The following is a 15,154-nucleotide window of genomic DNA, read 5'->3' as shown; positions in this document are numbered from 1 at the left end:
TTAAATAATAGCATTTATGATCAACAGTTCAACTTGTTCATGTAAATCGGATCAGACTTCATGTCAATCCAAAAGAAAAAACGTCCGGATAACAAATCCGGACGTTTCGCTGTGTTCAATTACTCCGGCAGCTTGATCTCCACTTCCCGCTTCGCTTCCGCGGAGCGGAGCACGCCGTCGATGATCGCCTGCTGAATGAGAATCTGCTCGCCCGGAATCGGCGCCGGCTTGCCGTCCCGCACCGCTTCGGCGAAATCGCGCACCTTCTCGAAGAACAGGTTCGTCTTGTGCTCGATCAACGGAATTTCCGTATGGGTATGGGTGCCGAATTCATCGTGATAGAGCGTCATCGAGCCGATTTTGCCGTCCCAGGCGCCCGACCACGGGCCGGTGCCGTACGGCGTCACCTTGAGCCCCGCTTCCGTGCCGAGGAAGAGCGTCGGACCGAGCGTGTCCATGTGCATGGCCCAGGAAATCTTGAACTGCAGCACCAGATCGTTCTCGAACCGGATCATCGCGACGCCGAAATCTTCCACCTCGAACTTGTCCGCTTCGGGATGATACTTCGGGTTCCGGCCGAAAAGGTTCGAGGCGTACGCCGACACCGTCACCGGCCGCGGATGGCCGAGGGCGTTCAGCGCCATGTCCAGCGAATAGCAGCCGATGTCCGCGAGCGCTCCGGCGCCGGCCAGCTCCTTGCGGATGAACGTGCCGCCCGGCATTCCCCTCCGGCGTCCGCCGCCCACTTCGACATAGTAGATATTGCCAAGCCGACCGGACTGGACGATCTCCCTGAGCAGCTTCATGTTCGGATCGTAGCGCGGCTGAAAACCGATCGACAGCAACGTGCCCGCCTCCTTCTGCGCGGCCACCATATCCACCGCTTCCGCGAGCGTCACCGACATCGGTTTTTCGAGCAGCACATGCTTGCCGGCGCGCAGCGAATCGATCGTCGTCCGATAGTGGGCGACATTCGGCGTGCAGATGCTGACTCCGTCAAGCGGCAGCTTGAGCAGTTCATCATGCGAATCGAATGCCGCCGCGTTCGCCAGCCCTTGCGCCTCGGCAAATTGCTTCGCCCGTCCCGGCACAACATCCGCCACCGCCGCCACTTCGACGTACGGGAGCTGCTTGTAGGCTTCCACGTGCGCCCGCGCGATTCCGCCGCTGCCGATAATGCCGATCTTGATCGTTCTCATGCCATGAGTCCCTCCCAGGTATGTATGCCACAGGAAAAGCCGTTTCGCCTTGTCCGTCAAGGCGAAACGGCATTCCTGACAACCGTTTCTTTAACGGCTCGTGTTCACGATGGAATTCACCGACGCAAAGGCAAGCGGCAGAAATCCTTCCGAAGCTTCACCCTGCGGCTGATTGAACTTCAATGCATAATCCGCGCCGTCGATCGTCTTCACGACGAACGTCCGGGTCAATCCGGTCTTCTGACCGGTCAAGTACAGGGAAGCGCCCTGCATCTGCTTGTAGATCCGGTCGCCCGTCCATTCCTCGACCGTTCCCGCGCCTTCTTTCACCCAAGCTTCGCCCGCGTTCCGGATTTCATCCGGATCATAGCCGGCCGGCAGCTTCTCGATATCGACATAGTAATTCGAATCGACGTTCATGCTCATCCGGTTCGTCTCCGGGTCGAAGGTGAATTGCGGGAAAACGTAAATGGCGTAGCCGGAACCGACCGCTTTCGTCGCTTCACGTTTCTCCGGCATGCCTTCCAGCTCGACGTCCAGCTCCTTCGTCTCGGGAAGCCGGGCGGCATCTTCGCCGGCGCCCGCGCCTTCCGCGCGCGAAAGTTCGGTGATGGTCAGCACCTTCAGCGTGTCGTCGCCTTCCACGGGCTGTTCCGTATATTTGAACTGGACGGGATCGTTCGGGTTGAGGCCCTCGAGCACGTCCGCGACGCCTTCACCGAGCTGGAACACGACCGGCGTGCCGCCGACTTCAATTTCGATCGAATGCGGATCGATCTGGCCGATATAAATGCCCGATCCTTCCTTCAGTTCCGTCTGTCCCCCGTCGTCCGTCTGGCCGTTATCCTGCTGCGGCGCTTCATTCTGCGGTGTTCCGTTGTTTTGCGTGCCGCCGTTGCCGGCATTGCCGTTGTTGTCCGAGCATGCGGTCATCGCCATCGCCGCCGTCAGTGCGGCTGCCAGCAATACCAACCTGATTTTGCGCTTGGTTGTCATTTCAGCACCTCCGTCTTTTCGACGAAAGTGTTGCCGTAAAAGTTGCAGGGCAAACGGCATGACCTGATTTTGTCACACCAGCAGCCGTTATTTCGCGCGCAGACGGTAGACGCGGCTGCGGAAATCGCCGTGGAACTGCGGCACCGGCATCCCGGCGTTCATGAGCTCGTCGCCGCCGTACACCAGGCCGTCCCGGTCCAGTTCATAATCGAGGTTCGGATCGAGCCCCTTCAGCCGAAAACGGTCAAGCGGCGCATACGGTTCCTGCAGAATCTGCACATAGACGGCGAACGCTTCCCGTTTGTCCTTCGCGACGAACATCCAGGCCGCCGCGTTGCCTTCGAACGGGCTGAGCAGCCGGTAGAAGTCGCCGAACTGGACGAGATGGCGGATTTCTTTGTACAGCGCGATCTGCGCCTTGACGATCTCCTTCTCTTCTTCGGTGAACTTCGTCAGATCCAGCTCGTATCCGAAGTTGCCGGAGAGAGCGACGTGGCCGCGCGTCTCGAGCGGCGTCACCCGGCCGACCTGATGATTCGGCACGGCGGACACATGCGCGCCCATCGCGCTGACCGGATAGACGATGCTCGTGCCGTACTGGATCTTGAGCCGCGAGATCGCGTCCGTGTTGTCGCTCGTCCACGTCTGCGGCATGTAGTAGAGCATCCCCGGATCGAAACGTCCCCCGCCGCCCGAGCAGCTCTCGAACAGCACGTGCGGAAACGCCGACGTGATCCGCTCCAGCACGCTGTACAAACCGAGCATGTAGCGATGCGCCGTTTCCCGTTGGCGCTCCGGCGGCAGCTTCGCCGAGCCGATCTCCGTCATGTTCCGGTTCATATCCCATTTCACATAGGTGATCGGCGCGCTCGAGAGAATGCCGGAGATCGTCTTCACGATATAGTCCTGCACGTCCTCGCGCGACAGGTCCAGAATGAGCTGCTGGCGCGCCTCGGTGCGGCGGCGCCCTTCGATGTGCAGGCACCAGTCCGGATGCGCGCGGTACAACTCGCTGTCCGGCGACACCATCTCCGGCTCGAACCAGAGGCCGAACTGCATGTCGAGATTGCGCACGCGCTGGACGAGGTCTTCCAGACCGTTCGGCAGTTTGCGCCGATCGACGAACCAGTCGCCGAGCGACGAATTGTCACTGTCGCGCTTGCCGAACCAGCCGTCGTCAAGCACGAACAGCTCGATGCCGAGCTCCTTGCCCGCGCGGGCGATCGCCTCGATCTTGTCGGCGTCGAAATTGAAGTACGTCGCTTCCCAGTTGTTCACGAGAATCGGACGCGTCTTGTCGCGGAACGTGCCGCGGCACAGGCGCGAGCGGTACAAGTCGTGATACTTGCGCGACATGCCGCCGAGCCCTTCCGCCGAGAAGACAAGCACCGCTTCCGGCGTCTGGAACGACTCGCCCGGCTCGAGCCGCCAGCCGAAGTCGAACGGATTGATGCCGATGAACAGCCGCGGGGAGTGGAACTGGTCCACTTCGACGCCGGCCGTAAAATTGCCGCTGTACACGAGGCTGACGCCGTAGACGCCGCCATGGTCTTCGTCCGCGCCCCGCTCGAGCAGGGCGACGAACGGGTTCTGCACGTGGCTGCTCGAACCGCGCCGGCTCTCCACCGCCTGCAGCCCCGGCACGAGCGGCCGCCTGTGCACATAGCGCTCGCGCGCCCATGCGCCGGACAACTGCAGCAGGTCATACCGGTCGTGCGCGAAATCGACGCTCATGCTGAGCGCCCGCTGCACCTCGATCGCCGTGCTGCCGTTGTTGATCAGGCGGGCCGACCGGGCGATGGCGTTCCACTTCTCGAAGACGGTGTAGGAGAGCACGACCGCAAGCCCGGAAGCCGGATCTTTCATCGTGATCTCCAGCGTCTCGGCTTCGTCGTCCCGCTCGACGTAGGTCGCGGGCAGTCCGGGCAGCTTCGGCTTGCCGGGCACGATCCGGTGGCTGTCGTACACCAGTTCCGAAGCGGTCGAACCGTCGGCGAATTTCACCTGATAGGCCGGATGGCGGAAATCCGATGTGCCGTATCCCGGATATTCCTGCGGCAGCGTATCCAGCGAGAGCTCGGGGATATCCTTGATCGTCGTCGGGCTGAAGGACGCCCGGGTCTTGAACTCAAGCAGCTTGTCCAGCTTGAGTCCCCTCACGCGCGCTCCCCAGTAAACATGGGCCAGATAGCCTCCATGCGCAATCTGGATGGCGTAGCTGGTGTCATCCGTCTGCAGATGGAACAGACGGCGGGATGCGTCGTACTGAATGGCCATGATCGTCCAGCCTCCATGGTGACAATTGTCGGGCTTTTCCCGATTCCATTATGGCATTTCCGGCACGGGACAGAAATGGAGGGTTGCCAGCCGTACATGGACAAATGTAGGATATTCATTCTCGTTCCGGTCGAGGTTGCGCAAGCAGACCGAGGATGCGCCGCGCCAGATCCGTGAAACCATCCGCGGTCAAATCCGCTGCCGGCCGCGGCTCCGCCGCGCTTCCCCGGGCATTGAACCAGACGGTGCGCCATCCCGCACCCGCCGCTCCTTCGACGTCGTTGACCGGCGAGTCGCCCACCAGCACGCTGGTCTCCGGCCTCGTCCCCGTCACCCGGTTGACGTGGGCGAACAGCGCCGGATCGGGCTTCGCAATCCCGATCTCGCCGGAGATGAACCAGCGCGTCCGCGGAATGAACCGCTCGATGCCGAGCGCCTCGAGCTTCCGGGCCTGATGAGGGCCGGGGCCGTTCGTCACGACGCCGAGCAGACAGCCGGCCGCCTCAAGCTCGCCGAGACACGCTTCCGCGCCGGAATGCGGCCGGATCCGGTACTGCCCTTCCTGGTACGCTTCCTGAAATTTGCGGCAATCGCCTTCTTCCGCTTCAACCCCGAATTCGGCGAGCGCTCTCCGAATCCGTTCGACCCGCATTGCATCCAGAGGCAGCCTGCCCGCGCAATAGGGTTCCCACAGCGCGTCGCTGTGGTGGCGGAACCTGCGGTACAAGGTCTCCTCCGAAATTCGTCCGATCGCGGGTCCGAACACCCGCAAGGCCGTCCGGAACGGTTCCAGCTGGTCGTACAACGTGTCATCCAGATCGAAGAAAACGGCTCTCCGCCGCGCGTTCCCGCTCATGCCTGGTCTTGCTCCTCCAAATCCCGATCGTCCGCGCAATGCATGCGGCCGCCCGGCCGCTTACAGCGCAATGCCCAGTTCCGCCGCCGTCCGCCGGATGTAGTCGCTCGCCTGCCGGTATTCTTCTTCCGTCTTCAGATGCTCGACGATCATCGGCGTATCCGGATCGAGCTTCGCGATTTCGCTCAGGAACACCCGGTAATCAAGCGCGCCGGTGCCCGGCAGAACTTCTTCGAGATGGACGGTGAGCCGGGTGTCCAGACGGATGTCCTTCGCGTGGCAGTTCGTGATGTACGCGCCGAGCTTCTTCACGAAGTCGCGGATCATCTCGCCGTTCCGGTAATAAACGCGCGGGCTCGAAATCATGTTGACCGGGTCGAAATGGACGGAGACCGCCTTCCGGTCAATCGCCTTGATGAGCGCCAGATACGAATCCGCCGAATCCGGGAACACCCACGGCATCGTCTCGAGCGCGAACGTCGTGCGCGTCGGATTCACCGCGTCGATGATCTCGCGCACCGTCTCGACGATCAGCTCGAACGTCTCGTCCGAGAAGTTGTCCGGGTGCGGCCCGTCCCATTTTTCCACGTTGCGGGACCCGGCGATATTGACGCAGCACCGCGCGCCGACGCGGTCGGCAAGCGCGAGCTGGTTCTTGCAGTATTCGATCGCTTCGCGGCGCGTCTTCTCGTCCGGGCTGATCGGGTTGCTCCAGGCGCCGACTTCGGCAATGACGAGGCCGGCCTCTCGGGCGGCGCGCGCATACGCGTCGATCACGTCGTCGCCTGCGTCATGGCGCACCGGGAACACGGCCGCGCGGTACCCCATTTCCGCATGGGCCGCCGCCCACAATTCCGGTTCCTTCCGCTCGGGAAACACTTGTCCGCCCAATCGCATGCTGCTTCATCCCTTCCGAATATATGGTGTGGTGTGTGAAAAATATCGCGTGAAAAACCGTTCCGCCGTTTACCGGACGACGACCGCCTTGATCAGCCCGTCCTTCGCCTCGATGACATCCCCGAATTTCTCAGGCAGTTCCTCCAGCCTGAACGTGTGGGTGACGAACGCCATCGGATCGATCTCGCCCCGCACCATCAGTTCCTGCACCGCGCGGCCGGCCGGCATCGTTGAATAGAGCGAGCCGGTGATCGTAAGATGCTTGTGGATGATCCGGCTGGAGTTCACCCGGATCTCCGCTTTCTCGCCCACGACGACGATCGTCCCGCCCATGCCGATGACTTCGAAGCCGAGATCGTACGAGGACGGATGGCCCGAGCATTCGACGACATAGTCAAACCCATCCTTGCCCGCGAACCTGCACAGCTCGTCCGCGAGCCCGTCCCCAGGAGCGCCCGTCCATTCGGCCCCTTGGCGCTTCGCCGCCGCCAGGCGCGCGGGCAGCACATCGACGGCCGCGACGCGGGCGCCGCGCTGGCGGCACAGACCGACTGCCGCCAGGCCGATCGGACCGCAGCCGGTGACGAGCACGGTGTCACCTGCTTTCATGTTCGTCCGGGCAAGCGCGGAGTACGGCGTGCCCCAATTGTCGAAAATGAGCGCGCCCTGTTCAAAGCTGATCGCATCGTGCAACTTGAGGCAGTTGCGTTCCGGCACGGCGATTTTCTCGCTGAAGCCGAATCCCATGTGGGAGAGGCCCCCGGTGCAGCGGACATACGCTTCCTCGCGGCATGCCTCGCATTCGCCGCAGCCCCGCACATTGTTGACGGCGACCCGGTCGCCGACGCGCAGCTCCCTCACGCCCGGCCCGACCGCCGACACGACGCCCGCCGCTTCATGGCCGGCCACGTACGGATGCGGCCCCTCCACGTACCAGAACCACTTGTCCGAGCCGCAAATACCGCACGCCATCACGTCGACGACAACCTCGCCCGTCCCCGGAACCGGATCTTCCGTTTCCACCATCCGCAAATCCTGCGGACCGAAAGCCCGAATTTGTCTCATGGCTGCTCCTCCTGATGTCATTCAAGCCGGGATATCCGCCCGAATCGATTGCCTCCGCTGCCACCTTCGCATCAACATGGCAAGCACGGCGAGTTCCGCCGCGACGCCGCAGGACTGCGCCAGCGCGCCGACCATCCCGTTCCAGCCCGGGACGGCGGCGGTCAGCACGATCAGCGCCGCGATCGTCACCGCCAGGTTGCCGGTCTGCGACCCCATCATGAACCGCGTCTTCTTGTTCAGCATCGCCAGTCCGTTGAAATAATCCACCCACGGGAAGACGAGCGCGAACAGCAGAAAGACGCGCAGCGCCTCAATGCTCGCGTCGAGCAGCTGTCCCTCCGCCCCGACGATCGCGCCGAACGCCGCCTTCCCTATTGGCGTCCAGGCGAGCAAGGCGACCACGGCGGCCGGCAGCAGGTTGGCGCCGAGCGCGAAGCGGCGAACCGCCGCGGCGTCCAAACGGTAGAAGTTCAGCACGATCTGGTGCACGTAAGTAAAGAAACTGTTCACCAGGTTCAGCACGCTGAGCGCGACCGAGTAGGACGCGATCGCCAGCTCGATGTCCGCCGTCTTGCCGAGCATCACGTTGATCGAGGGGGCCAGCATGACCGAGATGAACGACGTGATGACGAGCGGACGATAGAACGGGAACACGTCGCGCGCCCGCCGGATGGACGAATGCGCCAGCCGCTCGGGCATCTGCCGGTAAATGCGCCGTCCTTCCCAGGCGCTGACCGCCGCTTCCACGAACATTCCGGTCAAAAAAATAAGCGCGCCCGCACGCCCGTCTATCGTCCAACCGGAATGCAGATAGGCGAGCGACAGCCCGTACATGGCGAGCAGCCGCACAATCATGCCGATCGTCAGCCACTTCGTCTGCATGTTTCGGATGATGATGCCGTGGAACAGGCAGCGTATCGCCGAGAACACCGTCACCAGGAACAGAATCCGGTAGCTGCCGAGCGTGCTGCCGAGCAGCGATTCGCCGGCGTTGAACAACGTCCGGAACACCCAGGGCCCGAGCGGCGTATAGGACAGCAGCGTGCCGAAACCGAGCGTGAACAGCAGCACGTACACCATCACGACGGCGACGGAGCGGAAGCCCGTCCGGTCGGCCGCGAGCGCGGAACAGGTCTGCCGCAGGAAAACGGCCGGCCGTTCCGTAATCGTGAAGATGCTCATCGCGATCGTATAGGCGGCGATCGTCGATTCGGGATCGGGCGCACGCGCCAAGGTACTGTTGATGATGACATGCGACAGCGAGACGAGGCTTGCGGCCAGGCCGAGCGGCACGAAGAACCGGAGAATGCCGCGCACCGACACCTTCTCCGCGCTGACGGAGCCCGGTGCCCCTGGTCCGGCGGGTGCGTTTCCGGCTGATCGGCCGCCATCGACTGTCCGACTCATGCTGCATCCGACCTTTCGCTGACTTCGGCCGTCCACAGGTCCATCATAGCACAGCCATCCGCGTGAAAAACATGGACGGACTTGACCTTAAGGAGGCCGGATTTGATCTGCCGCTCCTCAAGCGCGGCGGTTACACAAGCGGCTCCAGCCGCATTTTCTTCACGCGCAGCGGCTCCGTAATCCGGATATCGGCGATTCCCTTCTCCCGATATGCGTCAAGCAGACGGCTCAGGATCCGCCCGATCAGCAGTGCGTCTCCCAGCGCGTCGTGCCGGGGCAGATCACCGGCTTCGATGCCGAAGAACCGGATCAGAAAATCGGTCGACGGAATCTCGTCGATCTCCGGGAACGCATAAGCGAACAATACCTTCGTGTCCAGAAGCAGTTGTTCCGGCGGATCAAGGCCGTGAAGTCCGCACTCGCGCCGGAGCAGCGGGCCGTTGAATTCATATCCGGCCTGCGTCACCAGCACGCGGTCTGCCGCATACACCCTGAACGACCGGTACGCTTCCGGAAAAAGCGGCGCATGCGCCGCATCTTCGTTGCGGATGCCGGTCAGCCGTTCAATCGGCTCGGGGATCGGAATCGGCGGGCGGACAAGCGTCGCGAACGTCCGGGGTTCGGGCCCGCCGTTGCCGCCCATCCTGACCGCGCCGATCTGCGTGATATGGTCGCGAGTCGCGTCCGGCCCCGTCGCTTCCAGGTCGAAGACGCAGAAGCGGCGCTCATGCAGCCGCTCGACGATGAGGCCGGAGATCTCGTACTCGGCATCGGAAACCTGCTCGATGCGCACCGCGTCTGTCCCTCCCCGAACCGTCGTTCCGCACAAAAAAGAGTTGTCCTCATTATGCGCCTCGATTGCAAGAACCGTCAACCATGAGGCCCAATCATACAACCCCTGAACATTTTATGGCATTAAATAATCAATCGACGGGTTCACGCGGCAAAAAAGAAACCGGCTGACGGTTCCGTGCGCCGCCAGCCGGTCTTCGATTCGTCTTATGCCGGTTCCTCGTCCGCTTCGCCCTGAATGCTGAAAATGATGGCATCCCGCTCGCACTGGCCTGCCGCCAGCGCTTTCGCCAGTTCGTGCCGATCCATTACCGCGTATTCATCATGGCCGGTCCGCACAACGTAATACGAACGTCGGGTCTCCCGGCAGTTCATTTTCGCCGTATCCACCGCTTGCTGCCTGTTCAATCCGCTCTCCTCCTCCCGCAGTGCCCCGGACGGCCGAATCGTCCGGAGTTTCGCATGATCTGGTGTCTTCCGATATCAATTCGAGATGGCCGGGGCAAAATCCTGCGTCGAGCCTCAGCGTACGGTGAACACGACGTCTGCAGCCTCAGGCGCCTGACCGTTGTAGTCGCGCAGCCCCTGAACGCCGTCGGGCGAAATCCGGATGACGCCTTCGGCGCCCGCATCCGTCTTCGGAATCCGGAGCGTGATGACCGCCCCGTCAATCGAACCGCCGGTCGGCACGATCGCACGGCCGCCGATCGTCAGTTCGAAATAGTTGACCTGTCCGTTGAAGCCGAGGACCGGTTCGCTGAAAGTCACCCGCACTTCCGTGGCCGTCGCTTCCACCGTCTTGATGTACGGCGCGGGGTTGGTTTTTCCGGATCCGGAGAACCGGACTTCACCGCCGCCGTTTGACGTGTCGAGCCGTTTGCCTTCGAGATCGGTGATGTATGCGCCGCTCGACTCCCGGTAGGACAGTTTGTAGACGCGGTCGGGCAGGAGCGGACCCGTCTTCTCCGCATTCAGATGGATCGTCACGCTGCGCTTGTCGGCGGAGACGACATAGTATCCGTAATCGTTCTTCGCGATCGGAATGTCCTGCTTGCCCGTCTCGTCATACAGCCGGTAGACGTTCAGATCCGCGCCGTTAACCGGCTCCGTGAACCTGAGCTCGATGGTGTACTGATCCGCCGCGTAGGCCGATTCGAACCGGGGCGCGGCATTGACCGGCTCGACGCCGTTGAAGGAGACGGTGTACGGCCGCCCGTTCTCTTCCGTCTTCCAGCCGTTCCATCCCGGTGCATCCGTGACGCCCGAACGGAACGACAACGTATAGACGGTTCCGGCCTTAACACTTTCGCCGAGTCTGAGCGTGACGCTCGTGACGATCGCGTTGGTTCCGCCGGCATCGTTCGAGACAACCGGGATGTTGCCGCCATTCGGATCCGTGATCCGGAACACGGAATTGCTCACGCCGCGCACCGGCTCGTTGAAGTGGATGACAATGGACGTTCCGCTCGTCACATTCACATGGGTGACGTACGGCGCCGGGTTGGAAGTCCCGCTTCCGGAGAACGCGCGCTGATTCGCGCCTCCGGATGCGAGCATCCCCGAAAGTCCGGTCACCTCGGCGACGTACACGCGCCCGGAGCGGAACAGTTCGGGATTGCTGCTTCCCTTCGTCCGGAACTGCACGGTCAGCACCTGGTCGTTGCCCGGCTTTCGGTAGACGTAATACTGGATGCCGGACATGCTGAACGAGCTGTTGTTCTCCGATTTGATTGCAATCGCGAATCGGCTCAGGTTCACGTCTTTCATCGACTTCGTGAATCTGAGATCGAGCGTGTTCACGTTCACCGCCTGGATGTCGGCCAGGGCGTAATCCGCCGGCGTCTGGCCCGCTCCGCCGAACTCGACGGCTGTGTCGGCGGCGATGAGATTGCCCGCCAGGTCGCGGACGCCGACGATGCGCACCGTGTACCGCTGTCCCGGTGTCTGATCCGTCGTGAACAGCGTCACGGTCAGCCGGTTCTCGTCGTACACCGCGCGCAGCGGCAGGCCGATACCGCCGTCGATGATGTAGTATTGGATCTGTTCGGCATGCGCCGGATCGAGTTTCTCGCTGAATGTCAGCTCCACCGTGTTTTTCGTCGAGACGACTTTGGTCACCTTCGGCGGCGTCGTGTCGACCACCGAGACGAAATACAGGTCGCTCCGCTCATCCATCCGGTTGCCGGCCAAGTCTTTCACATTTCGCACCGTCAGGCGGTAAACCGTATTCGGACGCTGCCGCTCCGTCACGATCGTCACCGTCCGCTTGTCTTGCGACAAAGTGATGGAGGTAATCTTCAGCCCGTTGTCAAACGTGTAATTCGAACGGTTGACGGCGGAAGCTTCATCCAGCGGCTCGCTGAACCGCAGCGTCACCGTCGCGTCCGGATTGATGGCATGAGAGACAATGCGCGGCTTCTCGCTGTCCCGGCTTGCCGGATGGAGATCCAGATAGACGGCATATGCCGATTCGACGAGCAGGCTTCGCTTCGCGTACCGGGTATAGTCGGACTGGGCGGGAATCCAGCCTTTCCGCAAGGCGATGCCGACGTCCCGCACGGCCCAGGCCGAAACTTTGCCCGTTACGCGGCTGCCCGCTTCGCCGCCGGCGCCGTAGCCGCGCACGAGCACGACGGCCAGCTGCTCGACCGTCACGTTCAGCGTCGGCCCGAACCGCCTCTCGCCGATCCCTTTCATCAGACCGGCCCGGGTGACGGCTTCGATCTCGTCAAACGACCAACGCGTCTTCAGCACATCGTCGTAAGACGGCCGTGTGCTGCCCGTGCCGAGCTCCCACAACCGGAACAGCACGGCGGCGAACTGCTCGCGCGTCATCGGATCGTTCAGGCGCGCGCTTCCGTCGCCGAATCCGGTGAAAATGCCTTTCTCCACCAAAAAGTCGTACTTGTCCTCCACACTCCGCTCTTCGGCCGCCGCCAACCCGGACGGCAAACACGCCGCAAACAGCAGCACCGAAGACAACAACAGCATCAACAGTCTTCGCATTGGAGCACCTCCACGTTTACCGCTTGAAAAGGCGAGCCGGCTTCGTTCACGGTACGATTGCGGCATACCCGAATAGAAAGACGCTCCGTCGATACATTTTGTTTCGGTGAAAAGATACATTTTGTTTCCATATTCCGCCAATCACCCGAAATCGGGCTTTTTCAACCGCGGCCCGGACATGTTACAATAGTCGATGCATTTACCGTCACCGGAGGTATCCATGCACTACGTCATTCTCGACATCGAATTCAACGGCCGGAAATTCGCCAGCGACCTGCCGATGGAAGTGATCGAGATCGGCGCCGTCCGCCTGGATGACAAGCTGCAGCAGACCGGCACGTTCACCGCGCTGATCAAGCCGGTCTATTTCGCCAAGCTGAACAAGTTCATCCGGGAGAAGACCGGCATCACCCAGGAGGAGATCGACCGGGCCGGGAGGTTTCCCGACGTCATCGCATCGTTCATCCGCTGGCTCGGCCCGCCGGATTCGTTCCTGCTTGTCACATGGGGCGGCGAAGACCTGAAGCGCATCGTGCTCGACACCCGCATGCACCGATTGGACGACTCGTTCTGGCTCGCCGTCCGCTATTACGACCTCTTGAAAGGTTTCCTGCGCGTTCACGATCTGAAGAGCGACGTCAGCGTCGAACGGGCGCTGGAAATGCTCGGACTGCCGGCCGGCGAGCATGCCCACCGCGCGCTGGGAGACGCGGTCATGACGGCCGGCATTTTCCGGACGCTGCATGACCGGCTCGATCTCGATCAGTTCCGGCAGTACAAGGATACGTACTCGAATGCGAAGGAACGCCGGATGGTCAAGAGCGCCATCCGCACGATGAAGCTGCGCGGAGCGGAACCGGATTGGGATACGATTGCCGAGCATTTTCTGAAGGACAAGATCGATCTGGCGAACGAGAAGAAGCGGGACGAACTGAAGGCTTATTTTGAAGCAGAGATCAACAAATAGAAGGAAATAACGTGTGGAAAGCGGCAAGCCGGCTGTTCCTTCCGGGATAGCCGGCTTTACGCTTGGCCAGTGATTGCAGGATGCCGTCGCCATTGGCTTACATATCCATTACATTGCATAAATCGTGTAAAATATGGTAATGTGAAAATCGACAATAACCCCCAATTTTCATCAGAAAGGATGGAATTCATGAACGCCGCTGAGACCCTGCACAGACGGAACAAACTGCTCGTGAACATTATTTGGGGCATGTTGTTGCTCGGCATTGCCGTCGATTTCATGACGGACGCGCCGCAAGCTTCGATTATCGCCCTGGCGGTTGTCGGCATCATCGCCTGCGGCGCTGCGACGCTTATGACGTACAAGCGCTGGCTGCCCAACTATGTCATGTATTTCATACCCGTCATTATCACCGTTTTGACCTTGCTGCTTGCCGTCACGGACCCCATCATTACGACCTACTTTCTCGTCTTCGTGAATCTCGCGGTCATGACGCTCTACAACAATTTCCGCGCGCTCGTCTTCACCGGCATGCTCGGACTCGGACTGTCCGTCTACCTGTTCCTCAGCCCCTACAAGGAAGAAATGTTCACCAACAACTCGCCGATCACGATCACGCTCTATCTGTTCATGATCGCGGTGCCGCTCATCGCCTCTTCCCGCTTCAGCGAAGGCTTGCAGCGAGAAGCCGATCTGCAGCGCGAACAGGCCATCGAAGAACGCAACCGGATGCGGGAGCTCAACGCGAAAATCTCCTCTTCCCTCCAGGCGCTCAACGCTTTCAGCTCGAATCTGAAAGAGAACATCACGTCGACCAGCACGATCTCGCAAGAAGTGACGAAGGCGTTCACCGAAATGTCGTCGAGCATCGAAGCGCAGACCCGGGGCATCGGCGAGATCAACGGCTCGATCCAGGCGGTCGAACAGGCCGTCGGGGAGCTGGCGGAGCGGTCGGACGCGATGAAAGAGCTCGCCGGACAGGCCGTCATCCTGATGAACAGCGGACGGGAAGACGCGCTCCGGCTGTCGGATGACATGAACCGCGTGAACGAAATGATCGACCGGACCGCGGCCATCATGACGGAGCTGAACCAATATAATGAAGCGATCCACGAGATTGTCGCGGCGATCAATCACCTTTCCGAACAGACGCACCTTCTCTCGCTGAACGCGGCGATCGAGGCGGCGCGCGCCGGCGAACACGGCCGCGGGTTCGCCGTTGTCTCGCACGAGATTCGGAAGCTGGCCGAGACGTCGCAGCAATCGACGCAGGAAATCGCGGACATTCTCGAGCGCATCCGCCTCAAGTCGGATGAAGCGGCCGGTCAGGTCCGGCTGGGGCAGCAAATGATCGTCGAGAGTCACCATGCCGCGAAGCGGATGGCGGATACGATCGGCACGCTCGCGGGCGACGTGGAGCATCTCGCGGAACAGTCCGTCCGCGTCCAGGCTTCGGCCGGCGACGTCTTCCGGCAATACCGGAACATCGCGGAAAGCGTCGCGTTCATCGCGGAAGCGACCGAATCGAACATGGCGGCCGTCGAAGAAATGGCCGCCAGCATGACCACCCAGGACGAGCGGATCAACAATGTGAAGGAAAGCTATCTCCAGCTCGACGGACTGGCGGCCGAACTCAATCGAGTAGGAGGGGGCGGCTAGCCCCCGACCTCTCACACCACCGTACATGCGGGT

General features: G+C 61.6%; 12 protein-coding genes. 2 read left to right on the top strand and 10 right to left on the bottom strand.

Going from position 1 to position 15,154, the window contains the following annotated elements:
- Positions 1 to 119: 119 nt before the first annotated feature.
- The 10 genes from KJQ12_RS09890 to KJQ12_RS09845 form a co-directional block, all read right to left on the bottom strand.
- Entirely contained in the window at positions 120 to 1,199 is a 1,080-nt protein-coding gene (locus KJQ12_RS09890; protein WP_213484541.1) for a Gfo/Idh/MocA family protein, read from the bottom strand.
- A 90-nt stretch (positions 1,200 to 1,289) separates the two neighbouring features.
- Entirely contained in the window at positions 1,290 to 2,195 is a 906-nt protein-coding gene (locus KJQ12_RS09885) for a hypothetical protein (RefSeq protein ID WP_213484540.1), read from the bottom strand.
- An 87-nt stretch (positions 2,196 to 2,282) separates the two neighbouring features.
- Positions 2,283 to 4,472, bottom strand: coding sequence for an alpha-galactosidase (locus tag KJQ12_RS09880; RefSeq protein ID WP_213484539.1), 2,190 nt, complete (start codon positions 4,470 to 4,472; stop codon positions 2,283 to 2,285).
- Positions 4,473 to 4,587: 115 nt separating this feature from the next.
- Positions 4,588 to 5,328, bottom strand: a complete 741-nt coding sequence (locus KJQ12_RS09875; protein WP_213484538.1) for an HAD family hydrolase — start codon at positions 5,326 to 5,328, stop codon at positions 4,588 to 4,590.
- 60 nt (positions 5,329 to 5,388) lie between these two features.
- Positions 5,389 to 6,225: a sugar phosphate isomerase/epimerase family protein gene (locus KJQ12_RS09870; RefSeq protein WP_213484537.1), complete on the bottom strand. Its 837-nt coding sequence runs from the start codon at positions 6,223 to 6,225 to the stop codon at positions 5,389 to 5,391.
- Between the two features lie 69 nt (positions 6,226 to 6,294).
- Positions 6,295 to 7,290: a zinc-dependent alcohol dehydrogenase gene (locus KJQ12_RS09865; RefSeq protein ID WP_213484536.1), complete on the bottom strand. Its 996-nt coding sequence runs from the start codon at positions 7,288 to 7,290 to the stop codon at positions 6,295 to 6,297.
- A gap of 21 nt (positions 7,291 to 7,311) precedes the next feature.
- Positions 7,312 to 8,607: a multi antimicrobial extrusion protein MatE gene (locus KJQ12_RS09860; protein ID WP_213484535.1), complete on the bottom strand. Its 1,296-nt coding sequence runs from the start codon at positions 8,605 to 8,607 to the stop codon at positions 7,312 to 7,314.
- Between the two features lie 220 nt (positions 8,608 to 8,827).
- The gene (locus KJQ12_RS09855) at positions 8,828 to 9,490 is read right to left on the bottom strand and encodes a 3'-5' exonuclease (protein ID WP_213484534.1); all 663 of its coding nucleotides are present in this window, start codon (positions 9,488 to 9,490) and stop codon (positions 8,828 to 8,830) included.
- 206 nt (positions 9,491 to 9,696) lie between these two features.
- The gene (locus KJQ12_RS09850) at positions 9,697 to 9,897 is read right to left on the bottom strand and encodes a hypothetical protein (RefSeq protein WP_015254397.1); all 201 of its coding nucleotides are present in this window, start codon (positions 9,895 to 9,897) and stop codon (positions 9,697 to 9,699) included.
- Positions 9,898 to 10,011: 114 nt separating this feature from the next.
- A complete protein-coding gene (locus KJQ12_RS09845) occupies positions 10,012 to 12,495 on the bottom strand; it encodes an Ig-like domain-containing protein (RefSeq protein ID WP_213484533.1) in 2,484 nt (827 codons plus the stop codon).
- A 220-nt stretch (positions 12,496 to 12,715) separates the two neighbouring features.
- Between KJQ12_RS09845 and KJQ12_RS09840 the strand changes: the two genes are divergently transcribed.
- Both KJQ12_RS09840 and KJQ12_RS09835 read left to right on the top strand, forming a co-directional pair.
- Positions 12,716 to 13,462, top strand: a complete 747-nt coding sequence (locus KJQ12_RS09840; RefSeq protein WP_015254395.1) for a 3'-5' exonuclease — start codon at positions 12,716 to 12,718, stop codon at positions 13,460 to 13,462.
- A 189-nt stretch (positions 13,463 to 13,651) separates the two neighbouring features.
- Entirely contained in the window at positions 13,652 to 15,121 is a 1,470-nt protein-coding gene (locus tag KJQ12_RS09835; protein ID WP_213484532.1) for a methyl-accepting chemotaxis protein, read from the top strand.
- Positions 15,122 to 15,154 lie beyond the last annotated feature (33 nt).

Origin of the sequence: Thermobacillus xylanilyticus, assembly GCF_907165215.1 — a bacterium.
Classification (GTDB): domain Bacteria; phylum Bacillota; class Bacilli; order Paenibacillales; family Paenibacillaceae; genus Thermobacillus; species Thermobacillus xylanilyticus.
Note: the sequence above shows the minus strand (reverse complement) of the source record. Positions and strands in the feature narration are given on the sequence as shown.

Excerpts from the sequence above, each read along its gene's own strand:
- KJQ12_RS09885 (WP_213484540.1), bottom strand. The coding sequence starts at position 2,195 with ATGACAACCAAGCGCAAAATCAGGTTGGTATTGCTGGCAGCCGCACTG.
- KJQ12_RS09875 (WP_213484538.1), bottom strand. The coding sequence starts at position 5,328 with ATGAGCGGGAACGCGCGGCGGAGAGCCGTTTTCTTCGATCTGGATGAC.
- KJQ12_RS09840 (WP_015254395.1), top strand. The coding sequence starts at position 12,716 with ATGCACTACGTCATTCTCGACATCGAATTCAACGGCCGGAAATTCGCC.
- KJQ12_RS09870 (WP_213484537.1), bottom strand. The coding sequence starts at position 6,225 with ATGCGATTGGGCGGACAAGTGTTTCCCGAGCGGAAGGAACCGGAATTG.
- KJQ12_RS09880 (WP_213484539.1), bottom strand. The coding sequence starts at position 4,472 with ATGGCCATTCAGTACGACGCATCCCGCCGTCTGTTCCATCTGCAGACG.
- KJQ12_RS09845 (WP_213484533.1), bottom strand. The coding sequence starts at position 12,495 with ATGCGAAGACTGTTGATGCTGTTGTTGTCTTCGGTGCTGCTGTTTGCG.
- KJQ12_RS09890 (WP_213484541.1), bottom strand. The coding sequence starts at position 1,199 with ATGAGAACGATCAAGATCGGCATTATCGGCAGCGGCGGAATCGCGCGG.
- KJQ12_RS09835 (WP_213484532.1), top strand. The coding sequence starts at position 13,652 with ATGAACGCCGCTGAGACCCTGCACAGACGGAACAAACTGCTCGTGAAC.
- KJQ12_RS09865 (WP_213484536.1), bottom strand. The coding sequence starts at position 7,290 with ATGAGACAAATTCGGGCTTTCGGTCCGCAGGATTTGCGGATGGTGGAA.